2 protein-coding genes are annotated in these 22,619 nt (G+C 70.6%); both read left to right on the top strand.

Annotated features, from left to right (window positions below; genetic code table 11):
* Window positions 1-106 precede the first annotated feature (106 nt).
* A complete protein-coding gene (locus tag M1203_RS08000; protein WP_249948825.1) occupies window positions 107-14,509 on the top strand; it encodes a non-ribosomal peptide synthetase in 14,403 nt (4,800 codons plus the stop codon).
* Between the two features lie 141 nt (window positions 14,510-14,650).
* The gene (locus M1203_RS08005; protein ID WP_249948826.1) at window positions 14,651-22,564 is read left to right on the top strand and encodes a non-ribosomal peptide synthetase; all 7,914 of its coding nucleotides are present in this window, start codon (window positions 14,651-14,653) and stop codon (window positions 22,562-22,564) included.
* The last annotated feature ends 55 nt before the right edge of the window (window positions 22,565-22,619 follow it).

Raw genomic sequence — 22,619 nt, forward strand, 5'->3', positions numbered from 1 at the left:
CACTCGGAGTGAACGAGCGGGTGCGATGAGTGCCCGGTCCCCTCGGATCGGTATCCCGCACGCGGCACAGGCCACCCTCCCTCTCGGCGCTCCATGGGGTCTCGACATGAACTCAGACAGCAACTCCCTTACGCACGGCCGTCGGACAGCCGGTGACCGCACCCTGCACGGACTGTTTGAGAGCCGGGCGGCGCGCCGACCCGACCACACCGCCGTCGAGTGGGGCGCGGTCCGGCTCAGCTACGCCGAGATCGAACGGCGCGCCAACCGGCTCGCGCACCGGCTCGCCGCCCGGGGTGTTGGACCCGAGACCCGGGTCGGCGTCTGTCTGCGGCGCGGCCCCGAGCTGATCGTCTCGCTGCTCGCCATTCTCAAGGCGGGGGGAGCCTACGTACCGCTCGACCCCAACTACCCTTCCGAGCGGCTGTCGTTCATGGTCGAGGACGCCGGGATCGAGCTGGTGATCAGCGACGGCGGGCCGGGGGCGCGGCCGGACAACGCTCCCGACACCCTGTCCCTGGACAGCCTGACGGCGGTGGACCCGGACGGACCCGATTCCGCGCCCGACGTCACCACGCACCTCGACAACACCGCCTACATCCTGTTCACTTCCGGCTCCAGCGGCACCCCCAAGGGCGTGGCGGTCAGCCACCGCGGCCTCGGGAACCTCGCCCTCGCCCATGTGGCGGCGCTGGCCATCGACGAGGACAGCCGCGTCCTCCAGTTCGCCTCGCCCAACTTCGATGTCTCCATCGCCGACCTGGTGCAGACCTGGTACGCCGGTGCCACGCTGATCCTGCCGGAGAGCCCGACCCAGGCGGTCGGTGAAGCGCTCGGAGCCCTGCTCGCCGACGCGGCCGTCACCCACACCATGATGCCGCCGTCCGTGCTGGCCACGGTGGCACCACCGATCGAGCTGCCCCACCTGCGCGCGCTGGCCACCGGTGGCGAGAACTGCCCGCCGGAACTGGTCGCCCGCTGGGCCGAGGGCCGGCGGATGATCAATATGTACGGCCCCACCGAGGCGACCGTCACCGTCACCCTCAACGGTCCGCTGCCCGCCGACCTCACGGTCGCGCCCGGCATCGGCCGGGCCATCGAGGGCGCACGGGTCATGGTCCTGGACGAGAAGCTGCGACCGGTGCCCGAGGGCGGTACCGGCGAGCTGTGCATCGCGGGCGACGGCCTCGCCCGGGGATACGTCAACCGCCCCGGGCTCACCGCAGAACGCTTCGTCGCGGACCCGTACGGCCCCCCTGGATCGCGTATGTACCGCACGGGCGACCTGGTCAGACTGGAGCCGGGCGGCGAGCACGAGTTCATCGGCCGCGCCGACGGCCAGGTCAAGATCCGCGGCCTGCGCGTGGAGCTGGGCGAGATCGAGGCCGTCCTGACCGAGCACGAGGCGGTCCTGCAGTCGGTGGTCACCCTGGCCGAGAACGCCGGTACGGACCAGCTCGTCGCCCACTACGTACCGGCGCGGCCCGAGGCGGATCCGGGCCCCGCCGAGCTGCGCCGGCACGCCTCGGGCCGGCTGCCCGTCCATATGGTGCCGACCGTCTACCTCGCCATGGAGCGACTGCCACTGACACCCAACGGCAAGGTGGACCGCCGGGCGCTGCCCGCGCCCGGTGACCTCGTCGACGGCGCGGACCTGGCCGAGTCCGCCCCGTACACGGCGCCGCGCACCGCACTGGAATCGGAACTCACCGAGATCTGGGAAGACGTGCTCGGGCGGACACGGATCGGTGTGACGGACGACTTCTTCGCCATCGGCGGCGACTCCATCTCCGGTCTGCGGATGGCCTTCCAGGTCGAGCGTCGGCTCGGCCTCACCCCCACATCCACCGCGCTCTTCGACCACCCCACCATCGCCGCGTACGCCGGCTACGCCGCTGGGCTGACCGAGCGCGGCACCGGCACCGACAGCACTGGCGGCGTCGGCGGGGCGGCGGGCAGCGGGGCGTCGATCGTCCGCGCCGACCGGGGCGGGGCGCTGCCGGCCTCGTCCGCGCAACAGCGCCTGTGGTTCCTGGACGCGTACGAGCCGGGCGGTGCGGCATACAACTGCACCACGGGGCTGCGGCTCACCGGCGAACTGCGGACCGACGCGCTCGCCACCGCGCTGACCGCCATCGTCGCCAGGCACGAGCCGTTGCGTACCACCTACTCCGAAGCCGACGGCCAGGTGCTCCAGATCATCGGCGACCCGGCGCCGGTGCCACTGCCGGTCACCGATGTCTCGGCGGACCGGGGACGGCTCGACCAGGTGCTGCGTGCGGAGGTGTCCGCGCCCTTCGACCTCGGGTCCGGACTCGTACTGCGCGCGCTGCTGGTACGGACCGCGCCCGACGACCATCTGCTCGCGCTCACCGCGCACCATATCGCCGCCGACGCCTGGTCGATGGAGGTGATCGCGCGGGAGCTGGGCGCGTTGTACACCGCTGCTCTCGCGGTACGGCCCGTCGACGCGGTTACGGATGCGGGCGCCGACGCGGAGGCCGGCACGGATGCGGTGCTCGCGGCTGCCGGACTGCCCGAACTCGCCATCCAGTACGCCGACTTCGCCATGTGGCAGCGCCACCGCCAGGGTGAACCCGTGGTGGACGAGCAGCTGGCCCACTGGAAGCGGGAGCTGGCGGATGTCACGCCGCTGGAGCTTCCCACGGACCGGCCGCGCCCCGCCGTCCGCACCTCCGCCGGTGCGCGACGGCTGTTCGATGTGCCGGCCGAAACCGTCCGGGGACTCACCGTCGTCGGCCGGGCGCGCGGCACCACCCTCTTCGCGCCGCTCGCCGCCGCCACACAACTGCTGCTCGCGCGCTGGTCGGGCCAGCGCCACATTGTGCTCGGCACCGCGGGCGCGGGCCGGGACCGTGCCGAACTCGCCGACATCGTCGGTTTCTTCGTCGATACGCTGGTGCTGCGCACGGAGGTGGACGAGGCGCTGACCTTCGAACAGTTCACCGACCGCGCGCGGGAGAGTGTGCGACAGGCGCTGGACCACGCGCTGGTGCCGTTCGACCGGGTCGTGGACGCCGTACTCCCCGAACGCGACCCGAGCAGGCCCCCGCTCATTCAGGTCATGCTCGTCCTCCAGAACGCCCCGGCCGGGGTTCCCGAACTGCCGGGTATCCACGCTTCGACGGTCGAACTCCCGCGTGAGGCGGCGCTGTTCGACGTAACACTGGAGTTCTGGCACAACGCCGAAGGCGGGCTTACGGCATCTGTCGAGTACAGCACCGATCTCTTCGATGCCACCACCATGGACCGCCTCACCCGCAACCTCATCACACTGCTGGGCGAACTGGTCGCCGCTCCCGACCGTCCGATGGCGGAGGCCGGCACGCTGGACGCCGCGCAGACCAGGAGGCTGCTGGAGGAGTGGGGCAGGGGTGAGGAGCAGTCGGAGCGGTTGACGCTGGCGGGGATCTTCCGTGGTCAGCTGGAGCGGACTCCTGATCTGCCGGCGGTGATCACCGATGAGGTGACGCTGACGTATGCGGAACTGCATGGTCGTGCGGCGAAGCTCGCGCGTTTCCTGATCGCTGAGGGGGTGCGGCCGGGGCAGCGGGTGGCGGTCGCCATGGAGCGCGGTGTGGAGTGGCTTGTCGCGCTGTTGGGCGTGGTGCACGCGGGTGGTGTGTATGTGCCGGTGGATCCGAAGTTCCCCGCCGACCGGTTCGCGCACATGCTGGCTGATTCGGGCGCGGTGTTGGTGCTTGCCGAGTCGTCTCTGGGCGCGGCTACCCCGGTAAGGGCTGGTGTCCGGGTGGTGGATGTGGGTGCTTTGGGTGGGGAGTTGGTGGGGTTGTCGTCGGTTCTTCCTGTGGTGTCGGTGGATCTGCGGCAGCCGGCGTATGTGATTTATACGTCGGGTTCGACGGGTGTGCCGAAGGGTGTGGAGGTTCCGAGTGGTGGGTTGAGTGCGTTTGTGGCGGGGTTGGCGGTGGGGTTCGGGGTGCGGCCGGGGGATCGGTTGTTGCAGACGGCGTCGCCGAGTTTCGACGCGTCGATTCTTGAGGTGCTGGGCGGGTTGGGTCTGGGTGCTGCGCTGGTGGTGACTCCGGCGGGTGTGGTGTCGGCGGAGGACATGGTGGGGCTGCTGGAGCGCCATCGCGTGAATCACGCGTTTCTGGTGCCTGCTCTGTTGGCGGCGCTGCCGGTGGTGGAGTTGCCCGAGTTGCGGTCGTTGATGGTGGGTGCGGAGGCGGTGAGTGCTGATCTGGTGGCGCGTTGGGCGCCGGGTCGGCGGATGGTGAACGCGTACGGTCCGAGTGAGGCGAGCGTCGCGGTGACATTCAGTGATGCTTTGCCGGTGGCTGCGGGGAGGGTTCCGCCGATCGGGCGGCCGGTTGCCGGTGCTCGCGTGTATGTGCTGGATGGGTGGTTGCGGCCGGTTCCGGTGGGTGTGGCGGGGGAGTTGTTTATTGGTGGTGGGGGTGTGGCTCAGGGGTATGTGGGGTTGCGGGGGTTGACGGCTGAGCGGTTTGTGGCGGATCCGTTCGGTGGGTCGGGTGCGCGGATGTATCGGACCGGGGATGTGGTGCGGTGGTCGGTTGATGGTGTGCTGGAGTTTGTGGGGCGGTCCGATGATCAGGTGAAGGTGCGGGGTTTCCGTATCGAGTTGGGTGAGGTGGAGTCCGCACTCGTTTCCCATCCCGAGATCGCACAGGCGGCGGTGCTGGCCGTGCGGGGCCGGGGCAGCGCGAAGCGGCTGGTCGGCTACGTCGTTCCGATACCCGGGTCGGCGCCGACGGTGGCCGGGCTGCGGGAGTTTCTGGCGGGTGTGCTGCCGGAATACATGGTGCCGTCCGTCTTCGTGGCGTTGGACGCGCTGCCGTTGATGCCGAACGGCAAGGTCGACCGCAAGGCGCTGCCCGCCCCGGAGTCGTCCCCCGAGTCGTCCGGTGTTCCGGGGGCCGGGTTTGTGGCGCCGCGTTCCGCGACGGAGGAGATCCTGTCCGGGATCTGGGCGCGTGTGCTCGGTCTTGAGCAGGTCGGTGTGGAAGACAACTTCTTCGATCTCGGCGGGGACTCGATCCTCAGCATCCAGGTCGTCTCCCAGGCCCGCGCCGCCGGCATCGCGCTCGCCGTGCAGGACCTGTTCGTACGGCAGACCGTCGCGGCTCTCGCCGCCGCGCTGACCACTACCGCTGCTGACGAATCCGTCGGCCAGGACCGACCGCCCGTGGAGGGCCCTGTGGTACTCACGCCCATTCAGCGCTGGTTCTTCCGCACGCACCGCAAGGACCCGCGGTCGCTCAGCACGGCCGTACGGCTCGGCCTGCGTCCCGGCACCGACCCGACAGCGCTCGCGGGTGCGGTGACCGCGTTGGTGGCCCATCACGACGCCCTGCGACTGCGTTACGAACGGACCGGCGCCGGCTGGCGGCAGCGCAATCTCGCCGAGGACCGCTCCGTCACCCTCGACCGTCACGATCTTTCGGCGCTCCCGGAGCCGGCCGCGCGGGCGGTCATGGACGAGACCGTCGAGGCCCTGCGGACCGGGTTCGATCTGGCGGAGGGACCGCTGATCCGCTTCGCGCTCTTCGAACGCGGAGAGGACGGCGATCAGTTGGCGGTGGTCGCGCACCATCTGGTCGTGGACGAGGCGTCGTGGCGGGTGCTGTTGGAGGATCTGGCGCTGGCGTATGGGCAGTTGGTGTCCGGGATGGTGGTGGATCTGGGGCCGCGTTCCGCGTCGTTCCAGGAGTGGGCTTCGCGGTTGCGTGCGCATGTGGAGGCGGGTGGTTTCGACGCGGAGCTGGAGTACTGGAGCCGGGTCGGCCAGGACGTACCCACCGGACTGCCCGGCCAGGGCACACCCGCGCCCGATGCCCCGCACCAGCGCCTGGTCACGTCGGTGGAGCTGTCGGCCGAGTCGACGCGCAAGCTCTGCCACGATGTCACGTCGCTGTACCGGACCGGGCCGGACGGCGTGCTGCTCGCGGTGCTCGGCCGGGTACTGGGCCGGTGGACCGGTCAGAACCGCGTCGTCGTGGATGTCGAGCGAGCGGGCCGGGAGGATGTGTTCCGAGGCGTCGATGTGTCGCGGACGGTGGGCTGGTTCAGCACGGTCTTCCCGCTGGAGCTCGCGTCCGGCCCCTTTGGTGAGGACGGCACGCTCCGCGAGAACGGCACGCTCCGTGAGGACGGCACGCCAGGTGCCGGTGGTGGCGCGGACCCGGCCGCGTGGGACGTACTGATCAAGTCCGCGAAAGAAAGGCTGCGTGGGGTACCCGGCCATGGCCATGGGTACGGCGCACTGCGCTATCTCGGGGACCCCGACTCGGCGGCGGGCGACCTCGGGAGTACGGTCCGTCCGCAGGTCGGCTACAGCTGCCTCGGCCCGACCGAGGTCGATGCCCCTGCCGCGCGGAGCGCGCTCTACGACCTGACGGTACCCGGACCCGACGGGCGGCAGCACAGCACGCTCGGTCCACGGGCCCATGCCCTGGATGTCGTGGCCCGGGTGATCGACGGGCGTCTGGTCGTCCACCTGGTCAGGTCGGCCGGTGTGTTCTCCGACGAGGTGATGGAGGAGCTGGCGTCCCGATTCACCGAGGAGTTGGAGAGCGTGCTGGCCCACTGCGGGCTGCCGGGTGCGGGTGGTGTCACGCCGTCGGACTTTCCGCTGTCGCCGCTGGACCAGGCGGCACTCGACGCGGCGGTCGGTGCCGGGCGTGGTGTCGAGGAGGTGCTGCCGCTGATGCCGTTGCAGTCCGGGATGCTCTTCCACGCCCTCGCCCAGGACAGCTCCAGCGCCTACTTCGAGCAGCTCATGTTCGCCGTCGACGGTGTGTCCGACGCCGACCGGTTCGCCACGTCCTGGCAGCGGGTGGTCGATGAGGTGCAGGCGCTGCGGATCGGGGTGGTGTGGGAGGGCGTGCCCGAGCCGGTGCAGGTGGTGCACGAGTCGGTCGCGCTGCCCGTCGAGACCCTGGACTGGCGCGCCGTCTCGGCGCCCGAGCAGGCCGTGCTCTGGACGGACCGTGTCGCCGCCGACCGGCGCCGGGGCCTGGACCTGGCCTCCGTCCCACTCGCCCGGCTGACGCTCGCCCGGCTCACGGACGACCGCCTCCGGGTGCTGTTCACCTTCCATCACATCCTGCTGGACGGCTGGAGTCTGGCTCGCGTGCTGTCGCTGGTCCTTGACGATTATGCGGCGCGGCGGGATGGGCTGGTGTTGCCGGTGGTGGGGGGTGGTCGGGCGTTGGGTGTTCAGGCGGGGTGGATGGCGGGGCGTGATGTGGGGGTGGCGGAGGAGTTTTGGCGCGCTGCTCTGGCGGGTTTCGATGCGCCGGTGGTGTTGCCGTACGACCGGCCGGCTGTGCATGCCGGTCAGGCCCGTTCTTCGGAGCGGGTGGAGGTGGAGTTGTCGGAGGAACTGTCCGGTCAGCTCTTTTCGTTTGCGCGGCGGCATCGGCTGACCGTCAATGCCGTGGTGCAGGGTTTGTGGGCGCTGTTGCTTTCGGGTCGCAGTGGTCAGGGTGATGTGGTGTTCGGCGCGACGACCTCGGGCCGGCCCACTGATCTCGATGGTGCCGAGGACATGGTGGGGTTGTTCATCAATTCGCTTCCGGTGCGGGTGCGGTTGGATCCGGATCGTCCGGTGGTGGAGTGGTTGCAGGGGTTGCAGAGCGAGCAGGTCGAGGCCCGCCGTCATGACCACCTCCCCCTCAACCGCGTCCAGGCCCTCAGTGAACTCGGCCCCAGTCAACCGCTCTTCGACAGTCTCGTGGTCTTCGAGAACGCCCCCGTCGACACCGATGGCGCTGCCCGGCACGGACTGGAGATCAGCGAGATCGTGGTCGACCAGGCCACCAACTACCCCCTCAATCTCATCGTCTACAGCGGCGACCGACTGACATTCACCCTCGCGTACGACCCGGACGTCTTCGACCGCGCCACCATCGAGAGCCTGCGCGGCGATCTCGTCCGGCACGCGGGCACCGTCGCCGACGCCCCCGCCGAGAGCACCCTCGCGCGGCTTGACCTCCTCGGTGGCGAGCAGCGACACCGGATTCTGGAGGAGTGGGGCAGGGGTGAGGAGCAGTCGGAGCGGTTGACGCTGGCGGGGATCTTCCGTGGTCAGTTGGAGCGGACTCCTGATCTGCCGGCGGTGATCACCGATGAGGTGACGCTGACGTATGCCGAGTTGTATGGGCGGGCGGCGCGGCTGGCGCGTTTCCTGATCGCCGAGGGAGTGCGGCCCGGTCAGCGGGTGGCGGTGGCGATGGAGCGCGGTGTGGAGTGGCTTGTCGCCATGCAAGCCGTGCTGCACGCGGGCGGCGTCTACGTACCGGTGGATCCGAAGTTCCCCGCCGAGCGGTTCGCGCACATGCTGGCCGACTCCGGTTCCGTCCTGGTGCTGACCGAGTCGTCGGTCGGTGCGGCCCTGCCCGCGGACGGCGGTGTCCGGGTGGTGGATGTGGGTGCGTTGGGTGGGGAGTTGGTGGGGTTGTCGTCGGTTCTTCCTGTGGTGTCGGTGGATCTGCGGCAGCCGGCGTATGTGATTTATACGTCGGGTTCGACGGGTGTGCCGAAGGGTGTGGAGGTTCCGAGTGGTGGGTTGAGTGCGTTTGTGGCGGGGTTGGCGGTGGGGTTCGGGGTGCGGCCGGGGGATCGGTTGTTGCAGACGGCGTCGCCGAGTTTCGACGCGTCGATTCTTGAGGTGCTGGCCGGGTTGGGTCTGGGTGCTGCGCTGGTGGTGACTCCGGCGGGTGTGGTGTCGGCGGAGGACATGGTGGGGCTGCTGGAGCGCCATCGCGTGAATCACGCCTTTCTCGTTCCCGCTCTCCTGTCGACGCTCCCCGCTGCCGAACTCCCGGATCTGCGGTCGTTGATGGTGGGTGCGGAGGCGGTGAGTGCTGATCTGGTGGCGCGTTGGGCGCCGGGTCGGCGGATGGTGAACGCGTACGGTCCGACCGAGGCCAGCGTGGCGGTCACGCTCAGCGATGCCCTGCTCGTCGACGGGGACAGGGTTCCGCCGATCGGGCGGCCGGTCGCTGGTGCTCGGGTGTATGTGCTGGATGGGTGGTTGCGGCCGGTTCCGGTGGGTGTGGCGGGGGAGTTGTTTATTGGTGGTGGGGGTGTGGCTCAGGGGTATGTGGGGTTGCGGGGGTTGACGGCTGAGCGGTTTGTGGCGGATCCGTTCGGTGGGTCGGGTGCGCGGATGTATCGGACCGGGGATGTGGTGCGGTGGTCGGTTGATGGTGTGCTGGAGTTTGTGGGGCGGTCCGATGATCAGGTGAAGGTGCGGGGTTTCCGTATCGAGTTGGGTGAGGTGGAGTCCGCACTCGTCTCCCATCCCGAGATCGCACAGGCGGTTGTGCTCGCTCTGCCCGCGGGTGCCGCCGGTGGTGCGAAGCGCCTGGTCGCGTACGTGGTCCCGGGCGCCGGAGCCGTACCGACGGTGGCAGGTCTGCGGGAGTTTCTGGCGGGTGTGCTGCCGGAGTACATGGTGCCCTCCGCGTTGGTGCTGTTGGACGCGTTGCCGTTGATGCCGAACGGCAAGGTCGACCGCAAGGCGCTGGCCGGTGTGGAGTCGTCCCCCGAGTCGTCCGGTGTCGCGGAGGCCGGGTTTGTGGCGCCGCGTTCCGTGACGGAGGAGATCCTGTCCGGGATCTGGGCGCGTGTGCTCGGTCTTGAGCAGGTCGGTGTGGAAGACAATTTCTTCGATCTCGGCGGGGACTCGATCCTCAGCATCCAGGTCGTCTCCCAGGCCCGCGCGGCCGGTCTGGCCATCTCGCCCAAGGACGTGTTCGACCGCCAGTCGGTACGGGCCCTGGCCGAGCACCTGAGCCGGGTGTCCGCGGCGGAACGGGCACCCGACACGGCCGAGGCTGTCGAGCCCGTCGAGGGTCCGGCACGGCTCACGCCCATCCAGGAGTGGTTCTTCGGAGCCCCGGCCGGCCCCTCGCACCGCTTCGACATGTCGATGGCCGCCACGCTCGCCCCCGGCACGGATCTCGACGCGCTCGCGGGAGCGGTGACCGCCCTGGTCGCCCACCATGACGCGCTGCGGCTGCGCTTCCTCCGCGACGAGGCGGACGTATGGACGCAGCACGTCGCCGACCTGGCGGACAGCACATACACGTATACGGAACACACCGACCTCGCGCATCTTCCGTCCGGTGAGCGGCAGGCCGAGATGGACCGGCTCACGGACCTGGCCCGCGACGCGCTCGATCTCACCGACGGACCGCTGCTCCGCGCGCTGACCTTCGGGCTCGGGGAGGACGCCGACCGACTGGTGCTGCTGGTCCACCACGCCGTGGTCGACGGCGTGTCGTGGCGGGTGCTGCTGGAGGATCTGGCGCTGGCGTATGGGCAGTTGGTGTCGGGGGTGGTGGTGGATCTGGGGCCTCGTTCCGCGTCGTTCCAGGAGTGGGCTTCGCGGTTGCGTGCGCATGTGGAGGCGGGTGGTTTCGACGCGGAGCTGGAGTACTGGAGCCGGGTCGGCCAGGACGTACCCACCGGGCTGCCGGGCGTGACCACCACGGCCGACCCGACCGAGCGGACGGGGCTCACCGAGCCCGCGGCTCTGGCCACCGCCTCGGCCGAGCTGTCGGCGGACGCCACGCACAGACTCCTGCACCAGGTGCCCTCGGTGTATCACACCCGGGTCAATGAGGTACTGCTCGCCGTGCTCGCCCGTGTACTCGGCCGGTGGACCGGCCAGGACCGGGTTCTGGTGGACGTCGAAGGGCACGGCCGAGAGGAGATCTTCCCCGGAGTCGACCTGTCCAGGACCGTGGGCTGGTTCACCACCGTCTTCCCCCTGGAACTGGTGTCCGCCACGGAGCCGCGACCTCACTCCGACGACGCCACGCGCGTCGGCGGCGCGGCGGGCCCCGGCGGCGAGACGGGCGCCGCCTGGGACGTACTGGTCAAGTCCGCCAAGGAGCGGCTGCGTTCGGTGCCCGGCCGCGGTCTCGGCTACGGCGCGCTGCGCCACCTGCGCCGCTCCGTACCCGAGATCCACCCGCAGGTCAGCTTCAACTATCTCGGCCAGTTCGACACCAGCACGAGCGCCGCGTCCGGCTCCTCCCCACAAGGTCCCCTCAAGGAGGTCGGGTTCATCCAGGACGGCGCCGGTCTGCTCGCCGGTCGCGACCACGCGCTCGATGTGACCTCCCGGGTCGCGGACGGCCGGCTGCTGGTCAACTTCGTCTGGGCGTCCGGAGTGTTCTCGGACGAGGTGATGGAGGAACTGGCGTCCGGATTCATCAGCGAGTTGGTGGATTTCCTCGCTCACTGCGGGCTGCCGGGTGCGGGTGGTGTCACGCCGTCGGACTTTCCGCTGTCGCCGCTGGACCAGGCGGCACTCGACGCGGCGGTCGGTGCCGGGCGTGGTGTCGAGGAGGTGCTGCCGCTGATGCCGTTGCAGTCCGGGATGCTCTTCCACGCCCTCGCCGAAGCGGACAGGCCGGCCTACTTCGAGCAGCTGATGTACGTGGTCGACGGTGTGCCGGACGTCGACCGGTTCGCCGCCTCCTGGCAGCGCATGGTCGATGAGATACAGGCGCTGCGGATCGGGGTGGTGTGGGAGGGCGTGCCCGAGCCGGTGCAGGTGGTGCACCGGGACGTACGTCTGCCGATCGAGATCCTGGACTGGCGCGACAGCCTTCTGACCGAACAGGACGCCCGCTGGGAAGCTCTGCTGGCCGCCGACCACCGGCGCGGTCTCGACCTGCGTCAGGTGCCGCTGGCCCGGCTGACCCTGGCCCGGCTCGGCGAGGGCCGCGTCCGTGTCCTGTTCACCTTCCACCACATCCTGCTGGACGGCTGGAGCGTCGCCCGGGTGCTCTCCCTCGTCCTTGACGATTATGCGGCGCGGCGGGATGGGCTGGTGTTGCCGGTGGTGGGGGGTGGTCGGGCGTTGGGTGTTCAGGCGGGGTGGATGGCGGGGCGTGATGTGGGGGTGGCGGAGGAGTTTTGGCGCGCTGCTCTGGCGGGTTTCGATGCGCCGGTGGCGTTGCCGTATGACCGGCCGGCTGTGCATGCCGGTCAGGCCCGTTCTTCGGAGCGGGTGGAGGTGGAGTTGTCGGAGGAACTGTCCGGTCAGCTCTTTTCGTTTGCGCGGCGGCATCGGCTGACCGTCAATGCCGTGGTGCAGGGTTTGTGGGCGCTGTTGCTTTCGGGTCGCAGTGGTCAGGGTGATGTGGTGTTCGGCGCGACGACCTCGGGCCGGCCCACTGATCTCGATGGTGCCGAGGACATGGTGGGGTTGTTCATCAACTCTCTGCCGGTGCGGGTGCGGTTGGATCCGGATCGTCCGGTGGTGGAGTGGTTGCAGGGGTTGCAGAGCGAGCAGGTCGAGGCCCGCCGTCATGACCACCTCCCCCTCAACCGCGTCCAAGCCCTCAGCGAACTCCCCATGAACCAACCGCTCTTCGACAGTCTCGTCATCTTCGAGAACTATCCGGTCGACACCGACGCCGCCGACCGGCACGGCCTGAGCGTCAGCGAGGTCGGCTCGGTCGAGGCGACCAACTACCCTCTCAACCTGGCCGCTTTCACCGGCAAACGGCTCGTGCTGATCCTGCTCTTCGACCCCGACGTCTTCGACCGCACCACCGTCGAGGGGCTGCGCGACCAGCTCACGCTGCACGCCCGGAGCCTTGTCGACGTCACGGACGAGAAGATCGCCGGGCTCGGCCTCGTCACGCCCGGCCGGCGCAACGAGATCCTGGGGACCTGGGGCCGCGGGGCCCCCGGCGACGGCGGGCACACCCTGACCGAGATCTTCGCCGAGCAGGTGGCACGGGTCCCCGGCAACACCGCGTTGATCGTGGGTGACGAGCGGATCTCCTACGCCGAACTGGACACCCGTGCCAACCGCCTCGCCCATCACCTCGTCGAACAAGGGGTACGGCCCGACTCCCGGGTCGGCGTCTGCCTCGGTCGCCGCACCGAACTGTTCGTCGCGCTGCTCGCCGTACTCAAGGCCGGCGGGGCGTACGTACCGCTGGACCCGGAGTACCCCGCCGACCGCCTGGCCTTCATGGTCACCGACTCCGGAGCCGGGCTCGTGGTCACGGACAGCGTCTGCGCCGGGGCCCTGCCGCCCACCGACGCGCGCGTCCTGCTCCTGGACGACCCGACCGAGCGCGCCGCCGTCGAGGCCCGGCCCGGCCACGCGCCCGAGGTGACCGTACGGCCCGACAACCTCGCGCATGTCATCTACACCTCCGGCTCCACCGGTCGGCCCAAGGGCGCCGTACTCCCGCACCGCGGTGTGCTGCGCGTCGCCCGCGATCCCAAGCTGGCGATGACCGAACGCGATGTCGTCGGCCAGCTGGCGACCGTCTCCTTCGACGCCGGCACACTGGAGATCTGGAGCGCCCTGCTCAACGGAGCCGCGCTGGCCGTCAGCCCCACCAGGGTGATGTCCGCGGCCGAGACGGGCGAGTTCCTGCACTCGCGCGGGGTGACCGCGATCTGGATCACCGCCGGACTGTTCCACGAGATCGTGGACAGCGATGTGCGGGTCTTCTCGGGCCTGCGGCTGATCATGTCGGGCGGTGACACCCTCTCGCCGACACACTGCGTCAAGGTGGTCGAGGAGCTGCCCGGTGTCCGCATGATCAACGGCTACGGGCCGACCGAGGGCACCGTCTTCACCTCGCTGTTCGTCGTCAACGACAACTACGCGGGCAGCGGTCCGATGCCGATCGGCACCCCCGTCGCGGGCACCGGCGTGTACGTACTGGACGCCGCGCTGCGGCCGGTGCCGCCGGGGGTGGCCGGAGAGCTGTATCTGTCCGGCGACGGTATGGCGCGCGGCTATGTGAACCGGCCCCGGATCACCGCCGAGCGCTTTGTCGCCGACCCGTTCGGTCCGCCGGGCTCCCGGATGTACCGCTCCGGCGACCTGGTGCGCTGGCTGCCCGACGGCAACCTCGACTTCGTCTCCCGTACCGACTTCCAGGTCAAGATCCGCGGACAGCGCATCGAACTCGGCGAGATCGAGTCGGCCGCCGCCGGGTATCCGGGCGTCGCCCAGGCGCTGGTGCTGGCACGCGAGGACATCCCGGGCAGCAAACGGCTGGTGGCGTACGTCGTTCCCGAAGCCGGTGCGCGGGCACCCGAGCCGGACGAGGTGAAGAGCTTCATCGGCCGCTCGCTGCCCGCCTATATGGTCCCGGCGGCCGTACTCGTCCTGGATGTCTTCCCGCTCACCCCGAACGGCAAGGTCGACCGGCGCGCGCTGCCCTCGCCGGAGGAGATGGCGGGGGAGAGCGGCGAGGGGCTTGCCCCGCGCGACCCGGGCGAGGAACTGGTGGCCGGGATCTGGGCCGAGGTGCTGGGTCTTGAGCGCGTCGGCGTCCTGGACAACTTCTTCGACCTGGGCGGCGATTCGATCCTCAGCATCCAGGTGATCTCCCGGGTCCGTGAGGTGTTCGCCGTCGATCTGCCCGCCCGGACGCTCTTCGACAACCCGACGGTCGCGGACCTGGCGTCGGCGGTCGAGACCCAGGTGCTGGCGGAACTGGAGTAGCCCACGCCAGGAGTGTGGCCCACGCCAGGAGTGTGGCCCGAGCCAGGAGTGTGGCCCGTGGCGGGAGTGTGGCCCGCGGCCGGAGCAGCAGCCTCGGCAGTACCCGAACGACCTCGTGGCACCCGTAGAGGAGAGAGACGCATGGACGCGGCATCACGCGAGAGCTGGATTCAGTCCCTGCCCGAGCATGTGCGGGACAGGATGCGCTCCCGGCTGGCCGGCGGCGACGACGGGAAGGCCCGGCCCGGCCGGATCGCCCCGGCGGGCCGCGACCGCGACCTGCCACTGTCGTTCGCCCAGCAACGGCTCTGGTTCCTGGACGAGTTCGAGCCGGGCAGCGCGGAGTACAACTCCTGCGCGGCACTGCGGGTCACCGGCGACCTGGACGTGCCCGCGCTGGCCGCCGCGCTCTCCGCGCTGGTGGTACGGCACGAATCGCTGCGTACCACCTTCGACGCGGTGGACGGGCAGGGCGTACAGCTCATCGGTGAACCCTTCGCGGTGCCGGTGCCCGTCACCGAGGTGCCGCCGGCCCCCGACGCCGAGCGGGACCTGATCGTCAGGAGCCTCCTCAGGGCCGAGGTGACGCGCCCCTTCGATCTGCGTACCGGTCCACTGCTGCGCACCCTTCTGGTGAAGCTGGACGACACGACCCACATCCTCGTGCTGACGATGCATCACATCGTCACGGACGGCTGGTCGATGGGCATCCTGGAGCGCGAGCTGAGCGTGCTCTACGCCGCCGCCGCGCTGCCGGGGCCGCGGGAGGCGACCGCGCTGCTGGAGCGCGCCGGGCTGACCCCACTGCCCCTCGGGTACGCGGACTTCGCCGTCTGGCAGCGCGAGCGGCTGACCGGCGGCGAGCTGGACCGCCAACTCGACTACTGGCGGCGGAAGCTGGCCGCGCTGACACCGCTGGACACGGCCACCGACCGGCCGCGTCCCGCCGTACGCGGCTACGCCGGCGCCGCGTACCCCTTCCGGTTCCCCGCCGGCCTCACCGAGCGGCTGACCGCCCTCGCGCGGGGGCGTGGCGCGACCCTGTTCATGGCCGTGACCGCGCTCAGCCAGCTGCTGCTGTCCCGCCACTCGGGCCGGCGAGACATCGCGGTCGGCACCCCCGTCTCCGGCCGTGACCGGGGAGAGGCCGAGCCGATCGTCGGTTTCTTCGTCAACACCCTGGTGCTACGCGCCGACGTGGACGAACTGCGCACGTTCGGGGAGTTCCTGGACTCCGTACGGGAAACGGTGCTGGAGGCGTTCGCCCACGGTGACGCGCCCTTCGAGCAGGTGGTGGACGCCCTGGTCACCGAGCGCGATCTGAGCCGTCCCCCGCTGGTGCAGGCGATGGTCGCGCTTCAGAACGCCCCCTCCGAGCCCCTGCGACTGGAGGGTGTACAACTGGCCGAGGAGCCGCTGCCCCGTGATTTCTCGCTCTTCGATCTGACCTTCACCTATGGGGAGGAGGGTGGGGAGCTGCGTGGTTCGGTCGAATACAGCACGGATCTGTTCGACGCGTCCACGATCGAGCGGCTGACCGGTCATCTGGTGACACTGGCCGAGGCGCTGGCCGCCCCGGGTGGTTCCGAGCGTCCGATGGCCGGGCTGGCGATGCTGACCGAGGCCGAGCAAGCGGGTATCGCCGCCGACCGGTCCGGTGCGGTACGGGAGCTGCCGGACACCAACGCGGTCGAGCTGTTCCAGCGGCAGGCGGCCCGTACCCCCGACGCGCCCGCCGTCGTCACCGACGACGGCACACTGAGCTACGCCGAACTCAACGAGCGGGCCAACCGGCTCGCCCACGAGCTGGCCGCCCGGGGCGTCGGCGCCGAGGACGTGGTCGCGCTCTCCCTGCCGCGCTCCGCCGACCTGATGGTGACGCTGTACGCGGTGCTCAAGACGGGCGCGGCGTATCTGCCGGTCGACCCCGACTACCCGGCCGAACGGATCGCCGCGCTGCTCGACGACGCCCGCCCCGTACACGTGATCACCCAGCACGCCGCCGACCTTCCGGTACGGCCCGGCCCGGACACCCGCCATCTGGTGCTCGACCTGCCCGCCACCCATGAGGCGCTTGCCTCGCGATCGGCGGCGGACCTCACGGACGCGGACCGGCGCGCCCCGCTGCGGCCCGGAAACGCCGCGTACGTCATCTACACCTCGGGCTCCACCGGCCGCCCCAAGGGGGTCGTCGTACCGCACAGCGGGCTCACCAACTACCTCCGCTGGTGCGAGGGTTCGTACCCCGGCATCCGGGGCGGCGCGATACTGCACTCCTCCGTCTCCTTCGACCTGACCGTCACCACGCTGTTCGCACCGCTCTCTGTCGGTGGCACGGTCCATGTCAGCGCGCTGGAGGACATCGACCCGGGTTCCTGGGGCGACGGGCCCGCGCCCACCTTCATCAAGGCCACCCCCAGTCATCTGCCGCTGCTGGAGTCGCTGCCCGACGAGGTCCTCGCCCAGGGCGATCTGGTGCTGGGCGGCGAGCAGTTGCTCGGCGAGGCGCTGGCCCCTTGGCGGGCGCGGCACCGCGACGCGAGCGTCGTCAACGAGTACGGGCCGACCGAGGCCACCGTCGGCTGTGTCGTGCACACCCTGGCCCCGGGCGACGCCGACCCGGCCGGCGCCGTCCTGATCGGGGAGCCCTCCTGGAACATGCGCGCCCATGTACTGGACGGGCTGCTGCGGCCGGTGCCCGTCGGTGTGCCCGGTGAGCTGTATCTCGCGGGTGAGCAGCTGGCCCGTGGGTATCTGGGACGGCCGGGGCTGAGCGCGGAGCGCTTCGTGGCGGACCCGTTCGGCGCGCCGGGCGGACGGATGTACCGTACGGGCGACCTGGTGCGCCGCACGGCCGACGGCGCCCTGGAGTACCAGGGCCGCACCGACGACCAGGTCAAGATACGCGCGCACCGCGTCGAACTCGGCGAGGTGGAGGCCGCGTTGGCGGCGGCGCCCGGGGTCGGACAGGCGTGTGTGGTGGCCGCCGATGCCCCCGGCGGGCCCCGGCTGGTGGGGTATGTCACCGCGCGGCCGGCGAGCCCCGACGGCCCCGACGCCGACCCGTACGAGTGCGGGACGGACCCGCACCAGCGCAGCACCGACCCGGGCGCCCCCGTGCTCGAAGCCGGTGCCGTCAGGGAGTACGCGACCCGGGGTCTGCCCGACTACATGGTCCCCGCCGCCATCGTCGTTCTCGACACACTGCCGCTGACCATCAACGGCAAGGTCGACCGCAGGGCGCTGCCCGCCCCCGCCCCCTCGCTCTTCGCCGCCACCGCCGAGCGCGTCGCCCCGCGCAACGCACTGGAAGAGGCGCTGGCCGGCATCTGGATGCGGGTGCTCCACCTCGACGACATCGGCGTTCTCGACAACTTCTTCGAGCTCGGCGGCAATTCGATCCTCAGCATCCAGGTGATCTCCCGGGTGCGGAAGACCTTCGGGATCGAGCTCTCCGCCCGTGCGCTCTTCGACCGGCCGACCATCGCCGAGTTCGCCGAGCGGGTCACCGAGGGCCGCGCCGCCGGGCACACCGCGCGGATCGCCCCTGCGGGCCGCGACCGCGACCTGCCACTGTCGTTCGCCCAGCAACGCCTCTGGTTCCTGGACGAGTTCGAATCGGGCAACCCGGCCTACAACGCGGGCGGAGTACTGCGGCTCACCGGCCCGCTGGACATCTCCGCGCTCTCGGCCGCGCTGTCGGCCCTGGTGGTACGGCATGAATCGCTCCGTACCACCTTCGACGCGGTCGACGGCCGCGCCGTACAGCTGATCGGCGATCCCTACGAAGTCCCGGTCCCGGTCACCGAGCCCACCGCGACCGATCCGGGCGAGCGCGAGCGGGAGCTTCAAGCCACCCTGGCCGCCCAGTTCGCCCTGCCGATGGACCTGCGCAACGGCCCGCTGCTGCGCGCCCTGCTGGTCCGCGCGGCTCCCGACGACCACGCGCTCGCCGTGACGATCCATCACATCATCACGGACGGCTGGTCGATGGGGGTGGTCTCGCGCGAACTCGGAGCTCTCTACAACGCCGCCCTCGAAACCGGCTCGCGCGACGCCGCCCACCTTCTGCCGCACAGCACCCTGCCCCCGCTCCCCGTGCAGTACGCGGACTACGCCGTATGGCAGCGCGAACACCTCACCGAGCGCGAACTCGACAGCCAACTCGACTTCTGGCGGGGGAAACTGGCCGGGGTGCAGCCGCTGGAGCTGCCCGCGGACCGGCCCCGTCCACCCGTACTCGGCTACTCCGGAGCGCTGCACACCTTCCGGCTCTCGGCCCGTGCCACCGACGGGCTGACCCGCGCGGCCCAGGAACACGGCGCGTCCCTCTTCATGGCCACCACGGCGCTGAGCTCCCTGTTGCTCGCCCGCTGGTCGGGTCGCCAGGACATCGCGCTCGGCACGCTCAGCTCCGGACGCGACCGGGCCGAGGTCGAGGGGCTGATCGGCTTCTTCGTCAACACCCTGGTGCTGCGCACCGACGTGGACGAACTGCGCACGTTCGGGGAGTACCTGGACTCCGTACGGGAAACGGTGCTGGAGGCGTTCGCCCACGGTGACGCGCCGTTCTCCCGGGTGGTCGACGCGGTCGTCACCGAACGCGATCTGAGCCGTCCGCCGCTGGTGCAGGCGCTGATCGCCTTCCAGAACACGCCCGCCGCCCCGATGAGGCTGCACGGCGTGGAACTCTCCGAGCAGCCGCTCTCCCGTGATTTCTCGCTCTTCGATCTGACCTTCACCTACTGGGAGGAGGGTGGGGAGCTGCGTGGTTCGGTCGAATACAGCACGGATCTGTTCGACGCGTCCACGATCGAGCGGCTGACCGGTCATCTGGTGACACTGGCCGAGGCGCTGGCCGCCCCGGATAGCTCCGAGCGTCCGATGGCCGGGCTGGCGATGCTGACCGAGGCCGAGCGAACGCGTATCGATGCCGACCGGGCGGGTGTGGAGCGGCAGCTGCCGGACGCCACCGTGGTCGACCTCTTCCAGCGTCAGGTGGCCCGTACCCCCCACGCGCGCGCCGTCGTCGGCCACGGCACCACCCTGAGCTACGCCGAGCTGAACGAGCGCGCCAACCGGCTCGCGCACCATCTGATCGCCCAGGGCGTCGGCCCGGAGGATGTGGTCGCGCTCGCGCTGCCCCGCTCCCTCTCCCTCGTCGTCGCCCTGCTCGCCGTCCTCAAGACGGGCGGCGCGTATCTGCCGCTCGACCCCGGTCACCCCGCCGACCGGCTCGCGTACACACTGCGGGACGCGGAGCCCGTCCACGTCCTGACCGACACCGCCACCCGCGACCTCGTCGCGGACAGCAAGAGCCCCGTGCTGCTCCTCGACAGCCCCGCGGGGAGCGACGGTTACGACCCGGCGGCCTACGAGGCGGTGGATCCGGTACGGCGGCACGCCGCCCGGCACCCGGCGTATGTGATCTACACCTCGGGCTCCACCGGACGGCCGAAGGGGGTGGTGATTCCGCACGCGGCGCTGGCCACCTTCCTCGCCTCCATGGCCGAGCGGTTCCCGCTCACCGCCGCCGACCAGCTGCTGTCCGTCACCACCATCAGCTTCGACATCGCGGCGCTGGAGATCTATCTCCCGCTGCTCGCCGGAGCGAGTGTGATCGTCGCGGAGCAGGAGGCCGTCGGCGATCCCGACCGCCTCGCCCAGATCCTGGCGGACTCCGGGGCCGGCATCATGCAGGCCACCCCGTCGCTGTGGCGGATGCTGCTCGCCGTACGGCCCGATGTCGTCAAGGGGCTGCGGGTACTCGTCGGCGGCGAGGCGCTGCCGCCGGATCTCGCGGGCCGGCTCGCCGGCTCCGCGGCGAGCGTCACCAACCTCTACGGACCGACCGAGGTCACCATCTGGGCGACGACCGAGGACGTACGGCCCGGTGTACGGCACGGGATCGGCGGACCGGTCCCGAACACCCGGCTGCACATACTGGACGGGCTGCTGCGGCCGGTGCCCGTCGGTGTGCCCGGTGAGCTGTATCTCGCGGGTGAGCAGCTGGCCCGTGGGTATCTGGGACGGCCGGGGCTGACCGCGGAGCGCTTCGTGGCGGACCCGTTCGGCGATCCGGGCGAGCGGCTGTACCGTACCGGCGACCTGGTGCGATGGACCGACCGAGGCACCGTCGAATACCTCGGCCGTACCGACCACCAGGTCAAGATCCGCGGGCTGCGGATCGAACTGGGCGAGGTGGAGGCCGTGTTGGCCGCCGCGCCCGGCGTCGGACAGACATGTGTGATCGCCGCCGAGGGCCCGAGCGGGCACCGGCTGGTCGGCTATGTCACCCCTCACCCGGACGGCCCCGCGCTCGACACCGACGCACTGCGCCGGCACGCGGGCCTCACCCTGCCCGACTACATGATCCCCGCCGCCCTCGTCGTCCTCGGTGAACTGCCCCTGACGGCCAACGGGAAGGTCGACCGCAAGGCGCTCCCGGCGCCCGAGCCGACCGCCACGGCCGGGGACCCCGACGCGCGGCCGGTCTCCGACACCGAAGTGCTGCTCGCCGGGATCTTCGCCGAACTGCTCGGCCTCGAAGAGGTGGGCCTGGACGACAACTTCTTCCATCTCGGCGGTGACTCGATCCTCAGCATCCAGCTGGTGGCGCGCACCCGCGCGGCGGGGGCGTCGCTCACCTCGAAGGACATCTTCCGCGCCGCGACGGTCCGCGCGCTGGCGGAGCTGGTCGACAGCGCGGCGCACGACCCGGGCGAAGGACCGGCGCCGGCGACCGCGACGGCGGCGGGACCGCTGCCGCTCACCCCCGTACAACGCCGCTTCTTCGAGACGTACCGTACCGACCCGCACCACTACAACATGTCCGTTCAGCTGGAGCTGGCGCCGGACACCGACCACGACGCGCTGATCCGGGCCGTCACCGCTGTCGTGGCGCACCACGAGACCCTGCGGACCCGCTTCACCGGCGGCGCCGCCGGACACACCCAGCACATCGCCCCGGAGTCAGCGGCCGTCCCCGTCGCCCGACGGGACATCTTCGGTGTCACCGCGCGGGAGCTGGTGGCCGTCATGGACCGGGCGGCGGCCGAGCTCCAGGCGTCGCTGGACCTCGCCGAAGGACCGGTGGCGCGCGCCGTGCTCTTCGACGGCGGCGCCGGCAGCGTGCCCCGACTGCTGCTGGTCGCCCACCACTTGGTGACCGACGCGGTCTCGCTGCGCGTCCTGCTCGGTGACCTCGACGCCGCCTACCGGCAGGCCCGCGAGGGTGAACCGGTACGGGTCGAGCCGGTCCGTACGTCATTCGCCCGGTGGGCGACGCGGTTGTCCGAGCACGCCCAGGACGGTGGCTTCGCATCCGAACTCCCCTATTGGGAAGAGGTGCTGGAGCGCGAATCCGCTTCGCTCCCGGTGGACGGTCCGGGACCGAATGCGATCGCGTCGGAAGCGGAATTCACCGTCGAACTGGACGAGCCGGAGACCGAGGCGCTTCTGCGCACGGCGCCCGCCGCGTTCCGTGTCCGTACGGAGGACATTCTGCTGACCGCGCTCGGCGCGAGCCTTTCCCGCTGGGCGGGTGGCGCCGGCGTCACCATCGACCTTGAAGGCCATGGCCGCGAAGAGCTGTTCGACGACCTCGATCTGTCGCGTACGGTCGGCTGGTTCACCACCATCCATCCGGTCCATCTGAACGTACCCGGGGATCAGTCCCCGAGGGCGCGTGTGAAGCTCGTGGGCCGGCAGCTGCGTGCCGTCCCCGGGCAGGGACTGGGATACGGCACCCTGCGCCATCTCAAGCGGGAGCCCACGCTGGCCGACGCGCCCGCGCCCCAGGTCGTCTTCAACTACCTCGGCAGGTTCGACGACGCTCCGGGGGCCACCGAGGGCGGTCCCATACGCGCTGTACTGCCGGCCATGGCCCAGCAGAGCGACCGCGCGGAGCGGGCCCATCTGCTCGATATCACCGGGGTCGTCATCGGCGGACGTTTCAGGCTCGCCATCCGCTATTCGAGCGCGACACATCACGAAAAGACCATCGCCGGGCTCTGCGAGGAATTCATGTGCGAATTGCGCGCGCTCCTCGGCTGACGAACGCCGGCTGACGACCCTCGTATCCGTACCCGTATCCGTACCTGTATCCGTG

This window comes from Streptomyces sp. 35G-GA-8, assembly GCF_023534745.1.
Classification (GTDB): domain Bacteria; phylum Actinomycetota; class Actinomycetes; order Streptomycetales; family Streptomycetaceae; genus Streptomyces.

Excerpts from the sequence above, each read along its gene's own strand:
- M1203_RS08000 (WP_249948825.1), top strand. The coding sequence starts at position 107 with ATGAACTCAGACAGCAACTCCCTTACGCACGGCCGTCGGACAGCCGGT.
- M1203_RS08005 (WP_249948826.1), top strand. The coding sequence starts at position 14,651 with ATGGACGCGGCATCACGCGAGAGCTGGATTCAGTCCCTGCCCGAGCAT.